Genomic DNA, 18,236 nt, shown 5'->3' on the forward strand with positions numbered 1-18,236 from the left:
AAGATCGCGTTGGCGATGGCGGGGGCTACCGGCGGCACGCCGGGCTCGCCGACGCCGCCGAGCGGCTTGTCCCAGGAGCCGCCCTGCACGAGGTGCACGTTGATGATCTTGGGCGCCTCGTTGATCCGGGTCAGCTCGTAGGTGTCGTAGTTGTCCTGGACGGCGCGGCCGTTCTTGAAGGTGATCTGCGCGGTGAGCGCGAGGCCCATGCCCATCACCACCGCGCCCTCGAGCTGCGAGCGCACCCGCTCCGGGTTGACCTGCTGGCCGCTGTCGATGGCGATGTCGACCCGCTGGACGGTGACCTCGCCCTTCGGCCCGACCTCGACCTCGGCGACGACCGCCGTGTAGGTCACGAAGCTGTAATGCGCCGCGATGCCGAGGCCGCGGCCCTTGTCGACCTTGCGGCCCCAGCCGGAGCCTTGCGCCACCGCCTCGATCACGTTGCGCAGGCGCCCGGTGTCGTAGGGGTAGCGCGAGGGGTCCTCGCCGTAGTTCCAGGCATCGCCCATCTTGACCGGATCGATCAGCCGCGCCGGGCCGATCACGTCGAGGAGGTAGTCCTTCGGGTCGCGGCCGGCCATGTGGGCGAGCTCGGCGAGGAAGGACTGCACCGCGAAGGCCCGCGGGATGTTCGACACCGAGCGGAACCAGCCGATGCGCACATGCGCGTCGGCGGGCGGGTTCTCCATCCGCATGTTGGGGATGGCGAAGGGCACGTTGACGAGGCCCATCCCGAGCTCGATCGGGATCTGCTCGTTGGCGCCGGCGACGAAGGTCGAGCCGATGGTCGGGGCGGCGCTGCGGTGCAGCCAGGCGATCGGCATGCCCTTGTCGTCGAGGCCGGCCTCCAGCCGCTCCACCGAGACGGTGTGGTAGTAGCCGTTGTGGAGGTCGTCCTCGCGGGTCCAGGTCATCTTGACCGGGGCGCCGTCCACCGCCTGCGAGCAGAGCGCCGCCTCGACGAAGTAGTCCGGCTTCGACTTGCGGCCGAAGCCGCCGCCGAGCAGCGTCACGTTGACGGTGACGTTCTTCGGATCGAGGTTGAGGCGCTTGGCGATGCGGTCGCGGGCGGCCTGGGGCGACTGCACGCAGCCCCACGCCTCGACCTTGCCGTCCTTGCCCACGCGCACGGTGGCGGCGGGCGGCTCCATCGGGGCCTGGACGAGGTGGGGGATGTAGTACTCGGCCTCGAGGCGCTTGGCCGCCTTCTTCATCGCCGCGTCGACGTCGCCTTCCTGGCGTACCACCTTGCCGGGCTTGCGCACGGCCTGTTCCAGGGTGGCCCGGTAGGCGTCCGAATCGTAGGAGGCGTTCGGGCCGTCGTCGAAGGTGGGGTTGAGCGCCTCGCGGCCCTTGATCGCCGCCCAGGTGTTGCGGGCGATGACCGCGACGCCGCCGGTCGGCATGAACTCGTAGGGCGGGGCCGGCGGATCGATGGTCACGACCTTGACGACGCCCGGCACCTTCATGGCGGCGGCCTCGTCGAAGGTCTTGACCTTGCCGCCGAAGACCGGCGGACGGGCGACCACGGCGTAGAGCATGCCCTCGACGCGGGTATCGAGGCCGTACTGCGCCTTGCCGGTGGTGATGCCGACGTTGTCGATGAGGCCGATGCGGCCCTTGCCGATGTAGCGGAAGGCCGACGGGTCCTTGAGCTTGACGCCCGCGCGGTCCGGCACCGGCACGGAGGCTGCAGCCTGCGCCACCTCGCCGAAGCCGATCCGGCGCCCCGACTTGGCGTGGACGAGGGCGTGGTTCTCCGCCGTGACCTCGCCGGCCGGCACGTTCCACTGCTTGGCGGCGGCCTCGATCAGCATCGTGCGGGCGGCCGCACCGGCGCGGCGCAGCGGCATGAAGAAGTGCCGGAGCGAGCGCGAGCCGTCGGTGTCCTGGTTGCCGAAGCGCTCCTCGTCGCCGTGGGCCTGGGCGACCTTGACCTTGGCCCAGTCGGCGTCGAGCTCGTCGGCGACGACGAGCGCCACCGAGGTGCGCACGCCCTGGCCCATCTCCGAGCGGGTGCAGGTCACCGTCACGGTGCCGTCCGGCGCGATCGCCACGAACAGGGTCGGGTCGTCGCGCCAGCCGTGCGGCATGCCGTCGGCGCCGAAGCCTTTCTCGGCGGCCGTCGCGCCCTGGGGCTTCAGCGACAGGGCGAGCACCAGGGCGCCGGCACCGGCGATGAGCCCGCGGCGGCTGAGCTGCCCGGGCGAGGCCTTGGCGACGACGGAATCCGGCTCCTCGGCCGGAGCGCGCTTGAGGAAGGAGGAGAGGTCGTGAATCACAGGCGATCTCCCTGGCCGGCCTTCGGGGTCAGCCCCGCCGCCTGCTTGATGGCGGCGCGGATGCGCGGATAGGTGCCGCAGCGGCACAGGTTGCCGCTCATCGTGGCGTCGATGTCGGCGTCGGTCGGCTTCGGGGTCTCCTTGAGGAGGGCCGCCGCCTGCATGATCTGCCCGGTCTGGCAGTAGCCGCACTGCGCCACGTTCAGCTCGCGCCAGGCCGCCTGGACCGGGTGGTTGCCGTCCGGCGACAGGCCCTCGATGGTCACGATCGGCTGGCCGTCGGCGGCCGAGACCGCGGTCTGGCAGGCCCGCATGGCGGTGCCGCCGACATGGATGGTGCAGGCGCCGCAGGCCGCGACGCCGCAGCCGAACTTCGTGCCCGTCAGGCCGAGCTCGTCCCGCAGGTACCACAGCAGCGGCATCTCGGGATCGCCGTCGAAGCGGCGCTCCTCACCGTTCACGTTGAGCTTGATCATCGTCGCCCTCCGGCTTCGGGAGGTATGTCGGGCGCCCCGCGGACACGGTTCCGGTCGCGGCGCCCGGCCTCCCTCTCGTTCGATCACATCCGAAGGCGCCGCCCCCCGGGGGCCCGCGCCTCGCTCCTCCCCCCACGGCACGCACGGCGTGCCGTCTTGCTTGCCCCACGCCGCGCGGCGTGACGTCTTGCTTGCTTGGGCGCCCGGCCTCGCGAAACAGGCCGGGACGCCTCGCCCGAAGATCAGAATGGTTTCAGGCTACGGATGGGTAACCCGGACTCGCGCGTGTGGGCAAGACGGGCAGTCGCCGTCAGGTTGCCGCGTCCGGGCCGCCGGCAACACCTTGCCGGCCGGTCGGTTTTCCTGTATCGGCCCAACCTCCGGTGGTCCGATGCCGGGATGCCTCATGCGGGGGCGACGAGCCCGCCGCATCGCGCTCCGGCCGGGCCGTCCGGAAAAACACGTTTCTGCCCGTCGATCATGCGCCGGCCCGCGCCCCGTTTCGGGGAGCGGCGGTTCCGAGGGATCTCGGAACTCCGGCGGGCGGAAGCGGCCCGTTGATACGAGCCGCCGGCGCCGTCCCCCCCGGATAGGGCGGGACGAAAGGGAGCATAGATGTCCGCAGGTTTGCAAGGCGCCGCGTCGAGCCGCGAGGATTTCGCCGCCCTCCTGGAAGAGTCGTTCCGGGAGCACGAGATCACGGAAGGTTCCGTGGTCAAGGGCCGCGTGGTGGCGATCGAGAAAGACGTCGCCGTCATCGACATCGGCGCCAAGACCGAGGGCCGCGTCGCCCTCAAGGAGTTCACCGGCCCCGGCCGTGATCAGCCGATCGGCGTCGGCGACGAGGTCGAGGTCTACGTCGACCGCATCGAGAACGCGCTCGGCGAAGCCGTCATCTCGCGCGACAAGGCGCGCCGCGAGGAGAGCTGGGTCAAGCTCGAGAAGGCGTTCGAGAACAACGAGCGCGTCTCCGGCACGATCTTCAACCAGGTCAAGGGCGGCTACACCGTCGACCTCGACGGCGCCGTGGCGTTCCTGCCGCGCTCGCAGGTCGATATCCGCCCGGTCCGCGACGTCACCCCGCTGATGGGCACGCCGCAGCCGTTCCAGATCCTCAAGATGGATCGCCGCCGCGGCAACATCGTGGTGTCGCGCCGCACCGTGCTCGAGGAGAGCCGGGCCGAGCAGCGCTCCGAGCTGGTGGCCAACCTCGAGGAGGGTCAGGTCATCGACGGCGTGGTCAAGAACATCACCGAGTACGGTGCGTTCGTCGACCTCGGCGGCATCGACGGCCTGCTGCACGTCACCGACATGGCGTGGCGCCGCGTCAACCACCCGTCCGAGGTGGTCAACATCGGCCAGACCGTCAAGGTCAAGATCATCAAGATCAACCACGAGACGCACCGCATCTCGCTCGGCATCAAGCAGCTCCTGGCCGACCCGTGGGAGGGCATCGCCGCCCGCTACCCGGTCAACGCCAAGCTCAAGGGCCGCGTGACCAACATCACCGACTACGGCGCCTTCGTGGAGCTGGAGCCGGGGATCGAGGGCCTGATCCACGTCTCGGAGATGAGCTGGACCAAGAAGAACGTCCATCCGGGCAAGATCGTCTCCACCTCCCAGGAGGTCGAGGTCCAGATCCTGGAGGTCGATCCGGTCAAGCGCCGCATCTCGCTCGGTCTCAAGCAGACCCTGCAGAACCCGTGGGAGGCCTTCTCCGAGAAGCACCCGGCCGGCACCGAGGTCGAGGGCGAGGTCAAGAACAAGACCGAGTTCGGTCTGTTCATCGGCCTCGAGGGCGACGTCGACGGCATGGTCCACCTCTCGGACCTCGACTGGAACCGTCCGGGCGAGCAGGTCATCGACGAGTTCAAGAAGGGCGACGTGGTGCGTGCCCAGGTTCTCGACGTCGACGTCGAGAAGGAGCGCATCTCGCTCGGCATCAAGCAGCTCGCCGGCGACCCCTTCGCCGATGCCGGTGACGGCATCCGCAAGAACCAGGTCGTCACCTGCGAGGTGCTCGAGGTCAAGGACTCGGGCATCGAGGTCAAGATCGTCGATTCCGACCTCCAGGCCTTCATCCGCCGCGCCGACCTCGCCCGCGAGCGCAACGACCAGCGCCCCGAGCGCTTCGCCGCCGGCGAGAAGCTCGATGCCCGCGTGACGCAGTTCGACCGCAAGGCCCGCCGCGTCCAGCTCTCCATCAAGGCCCTCGAGATGGCCGAGGAGAAGGAGGCGATCGCCCAGTTCGGCTCCGCCGATTCGGGCGCCTCGCTCGGCGACATCCTCGGCGCGGCCCTCAAGGCCCGTCAGGCCGACAAGAAGTAAGGGACCCTTGCGGGCCCGGACACCCTGATGCGATCCGGACGCCCGCGCGGGACACCCCCGCGCGGGCGTTTCCGTGTCCGGCTCCCCCCAACCCCTTGTGGAGGCGCGCTACCTGCGGAGCGTGAGGTCACTCAGACCGAGATGTATGAACACGCTAGCCCGATCGGGGAGGGAATGAGCCCGATCTCGCTCTTGCCGCTGCGCGACGGCCGGGGGTAGAACACCCCGGGAGCGAGATGCGCCAATGACTTGCAGGCTTGATGCCTGCGACGGAAGGCGCCTCGGGAGTCAGACCAGGATACGGGCGCCGCATGGCCATCGATGCCGAACTTCTCCTCGACCGGCGTTCCTTGCGCCGGAAGCTGTCCGTCTGGCGCGCGATCGGGGTCGGGGCGCTGATCGTCGCCGCCGGGGCCGTCGGCTGGCGGGCGGCCGGGGGCAGGGGGCTCTCCGCCGTCACGCCGCAGATCGCCCGCATCAGCATCGACGGCTTCATCGCCGGCAGCGACAAGACCCGCGAGCTGATGAAGCGCGTCGGCGACTCGAGCGCGGTCTCGGGCGTCGTGGTCTCGATCAACTCGCCGGGCGGCACCACGACGGGGTCGGAGGAGCTGTTCCGCAACCTGCGCCTTCTCGCCGAGAAGAAGCCGATCGTCGCCTTCGTCGACGGTACCGCGGCGTCCGGCGCCTACATCACGGCGATCGCCGCCGACCACATCGTCGCCCGCGAGACCTCGCTCGTCGGCTCGATCGGCGTGCTGTTCCAGTATCCGGAGGTGTCCGGCCTCCTCGACAAGGTCGGGGTGAAGGTCGACGAGGTGAAGTCCTCGCCGCTCAAGGCCGAGCCGAGCGGCTTCCACCCGACCCCGCCGGAGGCCCGCGCCGCCCTGCAGGCGATCGTCGGCGACACCTACGGCTGGTTCAAGGACCTGGTGGCCGAGCGCCGCAAGATGAGTCCCGACCAGCTCAAGACGGTGGCGGACGGCCGGGTGTTCAGCGGCCGCCAGAGCGTGCCGCTCGGCCTGATCGACGAGACCGGCTCCGAGCGCCAGGCCGTCGCCTGGCTCGAGCGCGAGAAGGGCGTGGCGAAGAACCTGCCGGTGCGGGACTGGAAGCCGCGCTCCGACAACCGCTTCGGGCTGTTCTCGGCCGCCGCCGTCGGCGCGGGCCTCCTCGGCTACGACGACCTCGCCGCGCGGCTGCGGCAGGCCGGGTCCGAGACCGCCAGCCTGACCCAGGGCGGCCTGCTGGCGGTCTGGCGTCCGTGAGCCTCGACCGCGCCGGCGCCTTCCCCGGCATGGTCCGTCCAGCAAGCCCCGCCTCATCCGAGACCGTACCGCCCATGATCAAGTCCGAGCTGGTGCTCAAGATCGCCGAGCAGAACCCGCACCTGTATCAGCGCGACGTCGAGAACATCGTCAACGCCATCCTGGACACGATCGCGGACGCGCTGGCGCGGGGCGACCGGGTCGAGCTGCGCGGCTTCGGCGCCTTCTCGGTCAAGCGGCGGGAGGCGCGGCGCGGCCGCAACCCGCGCACCGGCGCCGCCGTGGCGGTGGCCGAGAAGGCGATCCCGGTCTTCAAGACCGGCAAGGAGATGCGCCTGCGCCTGAACGCCGCCGGGATCGGCGCCGACGAGCCGAGCCGGGCCGAGGCCGCAGCGAGCTGACGCGGGGCCGCCGACGACCGGCCGCCCCTGGCGCTCGCGCGCCCGCGCCTTACAACTCTGCCCGCGGGTCACCATCCGGCGGTCCCGATTCCCTCCGCATCACCGACGAAAGACCGGGTTTCCCGATGATCCGCTTCCTCAAGGGCCTGATCCTGCTGCCCATCGCGATCGTGGTCGTGCTGCTGGCCGTGGCCAACCGCCAGCCGGTGATGCTGTCCTTCGATCCGTTCACCGACGGGACCCCGGCCTTCAGCATGCAGCTGCCGCTCTACGCGCTGATCTTCGCCGCGGTGGCGCTCGGCGTCGTCGTCGGCGGCGTCGGCTCCTGGCTCGGCCAGGGCGACACCCGCCGCGACCGCCGCGCCAAGGGCCGCGAGCTCCACCGCCTGCGCAACGAGACCGAGCGCCTGCGCCAGACCGCCGCCGCGACCGGCCCGGCCACCGGCCGCACCGCGCTCCCGGCCCCGGTCAGCCGCGCCTGACGATGCGCCTGATCGGCGAGGCCGAGATCGATGCCGCGCTGACGCCGATCCGCATGGCCGACGCGCTGGACACGGCCTTCCGGGCCGGCGCCACGGCGCCGACGCGGCACCACCACGCGATCGAGACCGCGCCGGACGGGGCCTCCCTGCTGGTGATGCCGGCCTGGACCCCGGATTACGTCGGGGTCAAGATCCTCACCCTGTTCCCGGGCAACCCGGCGCGGGGCCTCGACACGATCCAGGGCGGGGTGCTGCTCTGCGACGGGCGCGACGGCCGGCCGCTGGCGCTCCTCGACGGCGCCCGCCTGACCCTGTGGCGCACCGCCGCCGCCTCGGCGCTCGCTGCCCGCCACCTCGCTCGCCCGGATGCCGCCCGGATGGTGATGGTGGGTGCCGGTGCGCTCGCCCCCTACCTGGTGCGGGCCCACGCGGCGGTCCGGCCGATCCGCGACGTCGCGATCTGGAACCGCCGCCCCGAGGGCGCCGCGCGCCTGGCCGGGACCCTGCGCGCCGAGGGCATCGCCGCCCACCCGGTCGCCGACCTCGCCGCCGCGGTCGGGGAGGCGGACCTCGTCTCCTGCGCCACCCTCTCGACCGAGCCGCTGGTGCGCGGTGCCTGGCTGCGGCCCGGCACCCATCTCGACCTCGTCGGCGCCTTCACGCCGACGATGCGCGAGGCCGACGATGCGGCCCTGCTGCGCGGGCCGGTCTACGTCGACACGCCCGACGCGCTGAAGAAGGGCGGCGACGTGGCGGTGGCGATCCAGTCCGGCGCGCTCGCGCCCGAGGCGGTGGCGGGCGACCTGACCGCCCTGTGCCGCGGCGAGGCGCCGGGGCGGCGGAGCGCGGACGCGATCACGGTGTTCAAGTCGGTCGGCGCCGCGATCGAGGACCTCGCCGCGGCGGCCGCCGTGTGGGAGAGCCTGACGCGACGGCCCTGAGCCGGGAGGCCGGGGCGGCCCGCCTCGCTTTCCCCGGCACGTGCGGGCGCGCGCGGATCGGCCTATATGGAGTGGATGTCGCCCGCTCTCGCACAACCCTGCCTCGTCAAGATCTGCGGCCTCGGCACGCCGGAGACGCTGGAGGCGGCCATCGCCGCCGGCGCCGATCAGATCGGCCTCGTGCATTTTCCGAGAAGCCCGCGCCACGTCGACCTCGCCCGCGGCGCCGCCCTGTCGCGTCAGGCGCGGGGGAGGGTGGAGACGGTCGCCCTGCTGGTCGACCCGGACGACGCCCTCGTCGAAGCGGTCGTCGCCGCGCTGGCTCCGGACTGGCTGCAGCTCCACGGCCGCGAGACGCCCGACCGGGTGGCGGCCCTGCGCGCCCGCACCGGGCTCCGGGTGATGAAGGCCCTCGGCATCGCCACCGCCGACGACCTCGGCCGCGCCGCCCGCTACGCCGGAAGCGCCGACCGGCTGCTCTACGACGCCAAGCCCGCCCCCGGCGCGGCCCTGCCGGGCGGCAACGGGCACGCCTTCGACTGGTCGCTGCTGGCCGGCGCCGGGCGCCACGACCCGTTCATGCTCTCCGGCGGCCTGACCGCGGAGACCGTCGCCGAGGCGGTGGCGATCACCGCCGCGCGGGCCGTCGACGTGTCGTCGGGCGTCGAGAGCGGCCCCGGCCGCAAGGATCCCGCGCGCATCGCCGCCTTCGTGGCGGCGGCCAAAGCCGCCGCGGGCACGGCCAAAGCCGTTGCAGGCACGACCAAAGCCGCCGTATCGACGGTCGAGCCCGTCGCGCCGGCTGCGTCCGAAGCGCAAATTGCCCCTGCGGCGCGAAGGGCGTAAGCCCCGCCGACGAGGATTCCGCGACCCCTTCCAGAAGATAAGAGCTCCCGCCGTGACCGCTCCCCAGAACCCGAACTCGTTCCGCACCGGCCCCGACGAGCGCGGCCGCTTCGGCATCTTCGGCGGCCGCTTCGTGGCCGAGACCCTGATGCCCAACATCCTCGCCCTGGAGAAGGCCTACGCCGAGGCCAAGGCGGATCCGGCCTTCCAGGCCGAGATGACGAGCTATCTCACCCATTACGTCGGACGGCCGAGCCCGCTCTACTACGCCGAGCGGCTGTCCGAGCACCTCGGCGGCGCGAAGATCTACTTCAAGCGCGAGGAGCTGAACCACACCGGCTCGCACAAGGTGAACAACGTGCTGGGCCAGATCCTGCTCGCCCGGCGCATGGGCAAGCCGCGGATCATCGCCGAGACGGGAGCGGGCCAGCACGGCGTCGCCACCGCGACGCTCTGCGCCCGCTTCGGCCTCAAATGCGTCGTCTACATGGGCGCCGTCGACGTCGAGCGGCAGAAGCCGAACGTCTTCCGGATGAAGATGCTCGGCGCCGAGGTGGTGCCGGTGGAATCCGGGACCCGCACCCTCAAGGACGCGATGAACGAGGCCCTGCGCGACTGGGTCACCAACGTCGCCGACACCTTCTACTGCATCGGCACGGTGGCCGGGCCGCATCCCTATCCGGCGATGGTGCGCGACTTCCAGTCGGTCATCGGCATCGAGACCAAAGCGCAGATGCTGGAGCAGGAGGGCCGGCTGCCCGACTCGCTCGTCGCCTGCATCGGCGGCGGCTCGAACGCCATGGGGCTGTTCCACCCGTTCCTCGACGACCGCGAGGTCGCGATCTACGGCGTCGAGGCGGCCGGCCACGGCGTGTCGAGCGGCCTTCACGCCGCCTCGCTCACCGGCGGCAAGCCGGGCGTGCTGCACGGCAACCGCACCTACCTGCTGATGGACGGCGACGGCCAGATCGCCGACGCGCACTCGATCTCCGCCGGCCTCGACTATCCGGGCATCGGCCCGGAGCACGCTTGGCTGCACGAGATGGGCCGCGTCACCTACCTGTCGGCGACCGATGGCGAGACCCTGGAGGCGTTCCGGCTCTGCTCGCTGATGGAGGGCATCATCCCGGCCCTCGAGCCCGCCCACGCGCTCGCCAAGGTCAAGGAGCTCGCCCCGAGCCTGCCGCGCGACCACCTGATGGTCGTCAACCTCTCGGGCCGCGGCGACAAGGACATCCCCCAGGTCGCCGAGATCCTGGGCGACGCGCTCTGACGTCCTCCGCGCCTCGCCCGGGAGCCGGACTTGCTGGGAGTCGGACTTGGCCGGCGATCTGGGCGAGGCGCAAAAAGGGCTGCGACGGTTCCTTGACAGCCCCCGCCGCCTCCCCCTATATCCGCGCCACCGCAGAGCCGGACACGAACCGGCCACCGCGCGGCGGAGTAGCTCAGTTGGTCAGAGCAGAGGAATCATAATCCTTGTGTCGGGGGTTCAAATCCCTCCTCCGCTACCAAATACTTTAACGACTTATGTGAAAAGCCCCGGCCAGGGCGCCGGGGCTTTCGCGTTTCTGGGGCGGAACTGGGGCGGGAGGTCGCCTCGTCTATGCCCGGCCGGCCGCCCGACCCCCGCCCCGGCAGGTTCCTGTGGACAACCGCGCCCGGCGGTCCCGCCCCAGTACCTGCGCCAAGTCGGCCGGCGTCGCGGCCCTGGCGAACCCCGGCCCGTCCCGCCGCGCCGCGGCGAACGCCTCCATCTCCTCCGCGAGGGACCGCCACATGGCGTCCCGCTCCTCGCCGGCGGCCGCAGCCGCCACGTCGTCAAGGTTCGGCATTTACCGTCTCCCTCTTGAGAACAAATAGGGAACGGGTCGCGCCGTTCAACGGATAGGCCGGCGGGGCGGAGGGGGAGGGACGGATGGAGGCGCCGCGGTGCTTGGGCGAGTTCCCGTACCGGCGGGTCGTCATCGTCTGCCCCTGGTGCCGGGAGCGGTCGGGGGGACTACTGCACCGAGCGGCTAATCGCGCGCCTCGGGCCGCGGGCGAGCCTGGAGGACGTCCTGGCTGCCCTCGTCACCGGTTGCCGGTGGCCGAAGGCGTGGCACGTCCGGCGCCCGGGGAAATACTTGCCCTGGTGCCGGGAGCGGTTCGCGGATCTCGGTGGCCGGCGCCCTCCGGACCGCGACGTCCCGGGGGCCTGATTGTCCGTTTCCACTCCACCCGGCCACCCTGGAGCGGAAAGTGACAATTGCCGCCCGGATTTCCGTTAACCACGCCGCACGACCGCGCTTGACGCAGGGAATCTGGAGCTGCGATCCCTGGCCCACACCGACGCACGGAGAGCGCCGTGAAACGCCGAATAGCCCCCACTGACAAACCGACGACACCCCCGGGGGCGTGACGCCGCGTGCGCAGCCTCCTTCCGACAGGAGGCTGTCTTCATGACCAAGACCAAGCGCGACCACTTCAACGGGACCACGACCTGGTTCTCGGCCGACACGCACTTCGGCCACCGCGGCATCCTCAAGATGGAGGGGCGTCCGTTCGCCACCATCGAGGAGCACGACGACAGTCTGATCCACGCCTGGAACAGCCGCGTCCGGCCCCAGCACGACGTCTTCCTCCTCGGCGACTTCGCCATGAACTCCAGCGCCGCCAGATGCCAGGAGGTGTTCGCGCGGCTCAACGGCAAGAAGCATTTGATCATCGGCAACCACGACAAGGACAGGCACCTGTCGCTGGGCTGGGCGAGCGAGCCGGCGGACCTGCGGACCGTTCATGTCGACGGCGTCGCCATCGTCATGTGCCACTACGGGCTCCGGACGTGGAACGGCACGTGGCGCGGCGCGCTCCACCTTTACGGGCACTCGCACGGCAAGCTGGTGGGCACGTCCCGCTCCCTCGACGTCGGCGTGGACGCCTGGGGCTACCGCCCGGTCGGCTTGACCGAGATCCGCGAGCGCATGGCGGAGACGCCCGAGACCGACGAGGAGTGTCGGATCGCGGAGGAAGCAGCGAAGGCCGAACGGGAGGCCGGCGAGGCCTGAAACAAAGAGGCCCCCGGGACGCTACCCGGGGTCCTTCACTATTTCGTTTCCGCGATGGCGGCGGCCGCCCGGCGCAGGGCTAGGGCCTGCCCCTCCAGTCCGGACGCCTCCCGCGCCAGGAGGTCGAGGACCCCCGGGCCGTGTGGCTTTCGACGTCCGAGCGCACCATGCCGGGGTCACCCATCAGGAGGTCCCCAGTGCGTTCCGTCGTCCGTTTCGTCGCCCTCATGATGAAGGCCGCCATGGCCGCCATGGCCGCCGCCCCCCGCTTGGTATGGGACGGCGCCCGTTGGGTCGCCCGCGCCGTCACGGCTCCACCCCCGGCCGTCGCGGCCGCCCAGGCGGAGGCCATGTCGGAGATCGAGGCCGCCGCGCGGGAGGACGCTGCCGCCCAGGTCAAGCCGGCCTTGACGCCGGCCGCCGTCCACGAAGCATGGGGGCGCGCCGCCGTCGCGCATCTGGCACCGCTGCCCGGGCAGGTCCCCGCCGCGACGGCCTGCCTCGACGAGGCGGCGAAGCGCTACCTCGACCGCCTCTCTCCGGAGCAGGCCCTCAAGCTGGCCTCGCTGGAGGCCCGCCACATCGGCGCGCATCTGCTCGGCGACCGGCGTCTCGGCGGCCTGCCCCGGCCGCTCACGGTGGCGGAATGGCAGGCCGAGGAGAAGGAGCGCTTGGCCGCAGCGGCCGGGTCCCGCCTGCGTCCGGACGCAGAGCCCCAGCGCGGGCGCCGCGAGGCGTCCCACCGGCCGGCACGAGCCTTCGCCATCGCCTGATCAGACGGCTCCGACGCAAGCGAGCCCGCCCCGGGGGACCGAGGCAGGCTCATTTATTTGTGGATAACGCCGCCTGTCTTACTTGTTCGACTTGACACTTTCCCCCAGCACACGCGCTGGCATCACGGGATGCCACGGTGGCATCTCGTCATGCCGCGGCGGTGCGCGCCCGGAGCAAGAGGATGCGGCGGCGGTGCTCGTCGTCGGCTTGCCGGGCAGCCTCGGCGCGGGACGCGTCCTCCTGTCGGGTACGGGCCGCAGCGACACGTCCGGCGCGGACGTGGGCGGCGACGGCGCGCCAGGCATCCGCGGTCTCCGCATCCCGCTCGGCACGGGCGGCCCGGCCGGCGATGAGGGCGGAGGCGAGGCCGCCAGCGAAGGCATAAGCGGCGCTCTCGGAGGCATCGCCGACCTGACGGGCGTTCGTGTGGTAGGGGGTCATCAGGGCGGCCTCCGTCGGTGCGTGTGCATCAGAGATCGCAGCTCGCCGAATCGGTGCCAAGAGTCGCCGCGCGGATGCCTGTGAACGGGGTAAAGCAAGCCCTGGACCCAGGCATCCGGACGCCTGGCATCCGGATGCCTGGTGACTTGCAGGGACGAGGCGGACACTCCCTCCGTAGGCAACGGAGGCACTCATGGGCTACCACCACGACGACCACGACGACGGCGAGCAGGACCCCTTCATCCAGGAGTTCCTGAAGGAGATCGCTATGGACGCTTACGACCCGCCCGAGCCCGAGCCCAAGGCTTCCGAGCCGGAGCCGGAGCCCGCCGGGGAGGACGAGACCGTCCCGGAGCCCGTGGCCGACGAAGCCGCCCCGGTGGCGGCCCCCCCCCTGTCCGCGTCGGCCGAGGCGGCCGCCCACCGGCGCGTCGAGGCGGAGCGCAAGCGCATCGAACGCGCCGAACGCCGCGCCGCAGGCCTGCCCGACCGCCGCACCGTCGACGGTGCCGTGAGCGCTGCCCTCGCGCAGGTCCTCCGCGAGGGGAAGGCTGCGTCGCGCGTCCGGGCCCGGGGCTCCGCGAGGGGAATGGTCGTCGACGGCGAGGCTATCCTGCGGCACGCCATCCTCGAACTGAGGGCCCGGGCCTGCTCGAAGGAGGCCGCGAGCCGGGCCGTCGCCGAGCGCCTGCTCGGCCGGGATACGCCGGGGCCGGCTTTGGCGTCCGGCTGAACATTCGTTACATCGTCTAGTTGTAACGGGGCGCTCTGCAGTTCAGGGCGCCTGTTTTGTCGTGGCGTCCCATGGCGAGGCCGGCGGTCCCGGGACGTCAGAAGGGGATGTCGTCATCCGCCGCCACTACCACGGCAGGCAAACGGCATGGCTCGTCTGGGGGCGGCTCGTTCGGTTCGACGAGGGCCTCGCCAACGAGGAGGGCGCGTAGGCTCCACGGCGTCCAGTCGCCCGGGTGCGAGCAGTAAGCTCGGAGCGGCCGCCCAGCATCGAGCGGGCCGGCGACCCAGCCGGCCACGTCCGCCGGCAGATGGCCGAGCATCACGCCGTTGCCCAGCCAGACCTCGACCGCGTAACCGTCGAAGGCGTTGTCGGGCGCGCGGACGAGTGCGAGGCGCTGGCCGAGACGGGGTCGGATTGGCTCACCGTTGAGGCCCCTCTCGCCGTAGCCGTAGAACTGCAGCCCCGCGACACTCCCGTCGTGCCAGGGCTCGCCGGCGCGGATGCGGTCTGCCTCGACGGCGGCGTCGACGCCCTGCAGGAGGACGACGCCCGGGACCTCAAAGGGGGAATCGGTCACGGCCTACTCCTCCAGTGCTCTCAGGATGCGAGCCGCGTGGCCGCGCGCTTGCAGCCGGACGCAGGACATCACTTTGGGGGGCGGCTCACCCCGCCCTGCAAGCCAACGGCGCATCTGGCGGTGATCCACGCCGATATCCTCGCCCAGTTTGCCAATCCATCTGTCGCCAAATTGGGCGCGTCCGATCCGGGCGATGACGTCGATGGGCCTCTCGTCGAGGCTGGGGCCGCCGTTCCCGCCGAGGGCGAGGCGGGCTGCAGCTGCCGCGTCGGCGGTGACCCTATCGGCGATGGCATCCTCTAGGTCGAGTTGGCCCGGGAGATGCTCGGTGTTCGAGGGCGCCCGGTTGGCGAGGCGAGCGAGGACGTCAGCCACGGGGATGCCCCCCGGGGCTGAGCTCGGGCAGCGGGCGTTCGTTCGCCCAGGCGTCGAGCCACGCGAAAATCGCGCTCTCGGGCACGCCGTTGCGCGTCGTCTCCGTAGTAGCGTCCTGGGTGGCGGCCACATCGGCCCGGACGAGGGCAACGGCCGCCTCGGGCGACAGCGGTCGCAGGCGCATCAGGTCGACCGCCACCGCCAGGTCCTCGACGGCCAGGCGCTCCCCGGGGCGCCCGGGGACGACGACGACGTCGGCGTAATCCGTCCCGGGTTGCCACCGGCGCGGGCTCGGCCCCGCCGTGGCGGCCGTCTCGGAAGGCGGTGGCGCGGGAGCCGCCGCGCCGCCTCCCGCATCGACCTGCGGGGCCGGAGCCTTCGGCATGCCGCCGCACCGCCCCCGAGTATCTAGGAGGAGGCGGGACCAGCGTGAGTGCACGGCCGTCGCGGTAACGCCGTAGCGGCCGGCGACGGTGCCGCAGGACAGCCCCTCAGCGTGTAGGGCGCGCAGCGTCTCGACGTCGGGCAGGCGGCCCCGGGAGGTGGGCGACGCGGCCTCGACGGCGGGGACGATTTCGGCGGAGGGTGTCTGTATCACGTCGGGCTCCGGGCCGGGGGGCTCTGAGGAAAGAAGGCGAAGGTCGGGGAACACCGCGCTGATCGCGGCCGGGTCCTCGTCCCGGAGCACCTCGGCGAGCGCGGCGTCCTGCTGCGGGAGCTGATAGCGGCCGGTCTCGGGTTGCTCCGCTACGAGGGCCAGGGCCCGGCGGTGGACGGAGGCGACGGCGTCCTCGAAAGCGCGCCGCGCTTCAAGCGCCGCGATGGCCGTGGCGTCGCCGTCGCTCGCGCCACGGCCGATGGCGGTCGCGACGCCGCGATCCTCGGGCGAGATCGTGCGCCACGCCAAGCCCCGAGTCTCGAAGGCCGACTTGGCCGTGTTGTGGCGCATCCCGGCGGCGCGCTCCGCCCGTCCCAGGGAGCCAAGGACGAAGGCGGCCTCGACGTCTATGGCTGCCTGCTCGTCCGTGTAGGACCGCCGGCGCGCGTACTTGACCTTCGGGGCGAGCCCGAGAGCGGCGCGCCCCTGGCGGGCCAGGGCGTTGAGCGTCCGGTCTCCCATCCAGTGCCACCTCGCGGACGCAGCGTCGGCGCCGCGCGAATCGACGAGCTGGGCGACCTGAGCCGGGGTCGGGCGGACGTAGACACGCGGCCGAGGTGATGCACGATGTTCTCGAGCCGGGCAGTACGCCTGGCATGGGGGGGCGAGATCCGGACCCAGCCGTTCGGCGAAGATCCTGGTCGACCAGCTACTTGCGGTATAGTGGAAGCGGCGGATGCCGACCTCGATGATGGCCCGCATGCCGGCGACGGGCAAGTCCGCCAGGGTTCGCGTGTAGCGGCTGTGGACGCGGGATGAGGGCTGATCGCAGCCAGGACAGCGGGCCGATGCGGCCATGGGCTGAGCGATGATGGTGATGCGGTCGGCCAGCTCCACGTGATCGACCAGGAGGCCGGGCGGGACAATCACATCGGGTTGCAGGGTGCGAGCCCTGGCAGGATCTCCAACAGCCAAAGCCACGATCTATCAACCCACATGTACCGAGAGCGCGTCAGACCCCTTATTCCACGCCTAATCACACCACAGACGATCCTGCGGATCAGGGGCACCACCGTACCATCCTAATGACCTTCAGCATCCCGCTCGCAATGCGGGGCCAGCTGGCAAGCCTTGAAGGAAAAATTGCCATCCACCTAGCGTCTAATCGGAGCAGGGATCGAGCCGTCAGTCGGCAGCGTCGGCGACAGCTACGACAACGCCTTGACGGGGACGATCCCATGGCCTGTTTAAGGCGGAGGTCATCCATCGACGCGGACAGTGGCGCTCCTTCGAGGCGGTCGAGTACGCCACCCTGGGGTGGGTCGCCTGGTACAACCTCCGCCGCCTGCTCGCGTCAATCGGCAACGTCCCTACCGATGAAGCCGAAACTGCCGCCGACAAACCTGGAGCGGTTCAGCAAGAACAGGCCAGCTTTTTCGCCAATCCGTCAGACGCCTCGAAGCCAGCAGCCGGATGATGGACGCAGGTTTGCCTCAAAAACCTGGTGCAGATCGAAGCCAGGATGTATGGCAATCCTGAGAAGGGTTTTGCTTTTTGCTTGGAACCAAAACCTCTGTCTCCTATTAGCCCACCACGTACGCAAGCTGGATTAAATGCAATCCTGGAGCGTGGCTTTACCATTCTCCGGGAGGACTCATGAGGTCTGCCAACTTTTTCTTCCAGGGCAGAGAGGATGCAGCGGCAAAGCCTGTAATCTCCGGCGTCGCCAGGGGCTTGTTGGAGACCCTTTCTCTTCCCAACGAGTATGCGTTACCGGATCGGCTTCAGGAACTCGCAAACCTGTTGATCGAGCGAGACGCTTTAGGCAACGCAGAGAGCCGCGAGGCGAATGCAGCTCCCACCAAGCTTGTGCTCGTAGTTGAGGACGATCCTGCGATACGCGATCTCGCCATAGCGCTCCTAGAGGAGACGGTCTTGGACGTGATTGCCTGTGAGAGCGGCGATGAGGCTGTGGAACTGCTCAAGGCGCAAGGCGGGAATATCGCCATGGTCTTTACGGACGTGCGACTTGAGGGGTGGATGGATGGGGTGGACCTCGCACGGGCCGTACGTAGCCTCTGGCCCGGTGTCCACCTTGTCGTGACTTCCGGCCAGGGTGGTGGCCGGGTGGGCGATATGCCGACTGATGTGGTCTTCCTCCCGAAGCCCTGGCGTGCATTGGACGTATTAGTCCAGGTGGATCACGCGGTACGACGACTAGAACTCCCAATCGGACAGACATCGCAAGCCAAGCTCTCAAATTCATCCGCGATGTTTATGAAAAATATAGATTGAACCTCGTGCTATCACCCGCGTTGGTTCTCAGGAACACGCAACGGAGACTGACATGCGCTCGATAATTTTAGGCCTTACCTCGGTTCTGGCTTTTGCTGGCTCGGCTGCTGCCCAGACCCCCGCCACTCCTGCCGCCCCAATAGCTCCGGGAGTGACCGGCACCGTAGCGCCGTCCCCGGGCAACACTGGGTCCAATCCCAACGTTACAGTCGCTCCGGGAGGCACGGGGGCTTCGACCATCCAGACCGACTCTGCGGCGGGTGGGAACGCGGGCCAGCCGTCCCGAGCTGTCCCTCAGGGCAGCAGCAATAGCGGTGGTGGCAGCAGCCAGTAGTCTGGCGACCATTCCGGACACGGCTGATAGCTTGC

The 18,236-nt window shown here is 70.5% G+C and carries 18 protein-coding genes, 1 tRNA gene and 1 pseudogene; 14 read left to right on the forward strand and 6 right to left on the reverse strand.

The window, feature by feature from the left end:
- Together A5481_RS15685 and A5481_RS15690 are read right to left on the reverse strand one after the other, a co-directional pair.
- Positions 1-2,285: xanthine dehydrogenase family protein molybdopterin-binding subunit (locus A5481_RS15685; protein WP_245298642.1), on the reverse strand; the 2,285-nt coding region annotated here is incomplete at its 3' end.
- Positions 2,282-2,761 (reverse strand): (2Fe-2S)-binding protein, encoded by a 480-nt coding sequence (locus A5481_RS15690; protein WP_048433049.1) that lies wholly within the window; start codon positions 2,759-2,761, stop codon positions 2,282-2,284. The genes A5481_RS15685 and A5481_RS15690, both read right to left, overlap by 4 nt.
- Positions 2,762-3,376: 615 nt before the next feature.
- Between A5481_RS15690 and rpsA the strand changes: the two genes are divergently transcribed.
- The 8 genes from rpsA to A5481_RS15730 all read left to right on the forward strand — a co-directional run bounded on the left by rpsA (position 3,377) and on the right by A5481_RS15730 (position 10,538).
- Positions 3,377-5,089, forward strand: coding sequence for a 30S ribosomal protein S1 (gene rpsA, locus A5481_RS15695; RefSeq protein ID WP_048433050.1), 1,713 nt, complete (start codon positions 3,377-3,379; stop codon positions 5,087-5,089).
- Positions 5,090-5,400: 311 nt separating this feature from the next.
- A complete protein-coding gene (gene sppA, locus A5481_RS15700) occupies positions 5,401-6,357 on the forward strand; it encodes a signal peptide peptidase SppA (protein WP_048433051.1) in 957 nt (318 codons plus the stop codon).
- 74 nt (positions 6,358-6,431) lie between these two features.
- Positions 6,432-6,758 (forward strand): integration host factor subunit beta, encoded by a 327-nt coding sequence (gene ihfB, locus A5481_RS15705; RefSeq protein WP_048433052.1) that lies wholly within the window; start codon positions 6,432-6,434, stop codon positions 6,756-6,758.
- A 125-nt stretch (positions 6,759-6,883) separates the two neighbouring features.
- Positions 6,884-7,240, forward strand: a complete 357-nt coding sequence (locus A5481_RS15710) for a lipopolysaccharide assembly protein LapA domain-containing protein (RefSeq protein ID WP_048433053.1) — start codon at positions 6,884-6,886, stop codon at positions 7,238-7,240.
- A 2-nt stretch (positions 7,241-7,242) separates the two neighbouring features.
- Positions 7,243-8,181, forward strand: a complete 939-nt coding sequence (gene lhpI, locus A5481_RS15715; RefSeq protein WP_048433054.1) for a bifunctional Delta(1)-pyrroline-2-carboxylate/Delta(1)-piperideine-2-carboxylate reductase — start codon at positions 7,243-7,245, stop codon at positions 8,179-8,181.
- Positions 8,182-8,256: 75 nt separating this feature from the next.
- Positions 8,257-9,027, forward strand: coding sequence for a phosphoribosylanthranilate isomerase (locus A5481_RS15720; RefSeq protein ID WP_082173017.1), 771 nt, complete (start codon positions 8,257-8,259; stop codon positions 9,025-9,027).
- A 52-nt stretch (positions 9,028-9,079) separates the two neighbouring features.
- Positions 9,080-10,300 carry a tryptophan synthase subunit beta gene (trpB, locus tag A5481_RS15725; RefSeq protein ID WP_048433055.1) on the forward strand — a complete coding sequence of 407 codons (1,221 nt, stop codon included), beginning with the start codon at positions 9,080-9,082 and terminating at the stop codon, positions 10,298-10,300.
- Positions 10,301-10,461: 161 nt separating this feature from the next.
- A tRNA-Met gene (locus tag A5481_RS15730) sits at positions 10,462-10,538 on the forward strand.
- 90 nt (positions 10,539-10,628) lie between these two features.
- Here the strand turns inward: A5481_RS15730 and A5481_RS15735 are convergent.
- On the reverse strand, positions 10,629-10,859 hold the full coding sequence (locus A5481_RS15735) for a hypothetical protein (RefSeq protein ID WP_064504032.1): 231 nt from the start codon (positions 10,857-10,859) through the stop codon (positions 10,629-10,631).
- Between the two features lie 606 nt (positions 10,860-11,465).
- Between A5481_RS15735 and A5481_RS15740 the strand changes: the two genes are divergently transcribed.
- A complete protein-coding gene (locus A5481_RS15740) occupies positions 11,466-12,071 on the forward strand; it encodes a metallophosphoesterase (RefSeq protein WP_048435287.1) in 606 nt (201 codons plus the stop codon).
- A 197-nt stretch (positions 12,072-12,268) separates the two neighbouring features.
- Positions 12,269-12,844, forward strand: a complete 576-nt coding sequence (locus A5481_RS15750; RefSeq protein ID WP_082173253.1) for a hypothetical protein — start codon at positions 12,269-12,271, stop codon at positions 12,842-12,844.
- A gap of 148 nt (positions 12,845-12,992) precedes the next feature.
- Here A5481_RS15750 and A5481_RS15755 read toward each other — a convergent pair whose 3' ends face one another.
- A complete protein-coding gene (locus A5481_RS15755; protein ID WP_048435284.1) occupies positions 12,993-13,286 on the reverse strand; it encodes a hypothetical protein in 294 nt (97 codons plus the stop codon).
- 193 nt (positions 13,287-13,479) lie between these two features.
- Between A5481_RS15755 and A5481_RS15760 the strand changes: the two genes are divergently transcribed.
- The gene (locus A5481_RS15760; protein WP_048435283.1) at positions 13,480-14,019 is read left to right on the forward strand and encodes a hypothetical protein; all 540 of its coding nucleotides are present in this window, start codon (positions 13,480-13,482) and stop codon (positions 14,017-14,019) included.
- Positions 14,020-14,116: 97 nt separating this feature from the next.
- Here the strand turns inward: A5481_RS15760 and A5481_RS15765 are convergent, their stop codons facing one another.
- On the reverse strand, positions 14,117-14,599 hold the full coding sequence (locus A5481_RS15765) for an HIRAN domain-containing protein (protein ID WP_048435282.1): 483 nt from the start codon (positions 14,597-14,599) through the stop codon (positions 14,117-14,119).
- A gap of 36 nt (positions 14,600-14,635) precedes the next feature.
- Between A5481_RS15765 and A5481_RS33550 the strand changes: the two genes are divergently transcribed.
- Positions 14,636-14,902: a hypothetical protein gene (locus A5481_RS33550; protein WP_156311948.1), complete on the forward strand. Its 267-nt coding sequence runs from the start codon at positions 14,636-14,638 to the stop codon at positions 14,900-14,902.
- 64 nt (positions 14,903-14,966) lie between these two features.
- Here the strand turns inward: A5481_RS33550 and A5481_RS15775 are convergent, their stop codons facing one another.
- Positions 14,967-16,469: a transposase family protein gene (locus A5481_RS15775; protein ID WP_156311947.1), complete on the reverse strand. Its 1,503-nt coding sequence runs from the start codon at positions 16,467-16,469 to the stop codon at positions 14,967-14,969.
- Positions 16,470-16,730: 261 nt separating this feature from the next.
- Here A5481_RS15775 and A5481_RS32465 point away from each other — a divergent pair.
- Positions 16,731-17,049 (forward strand): annotated as a pseudogene (locus A5481_RS32465) (integrase core domain-containing protein); the annotation flags it as partial.
- A 179-nt stretch (positions 17,050-17,228) separates the two neighbouring features.
- On the forward strand, positions 17,229-17,867 hold the full coding sequence (locus A5481_RS32470) for a response regulator (protein WP_082173252.1): 639 nt from the start codon (positions 17,229-17,231) through the stop codon (positions 17,865-17,867).
- Positions 17,868-18,236 lie beyond the last annotated feature (369 nt).

This window comes from Methylobacterium platani (assembly GCF_001653715.1).
GTDB classification, from domain to species: Bacteria; Pseudomonadota; Alphaproteobacteria; order Rhizobiales; family Beijerinckiaceae; genus Methylobacterium; species Methylobacterium platani.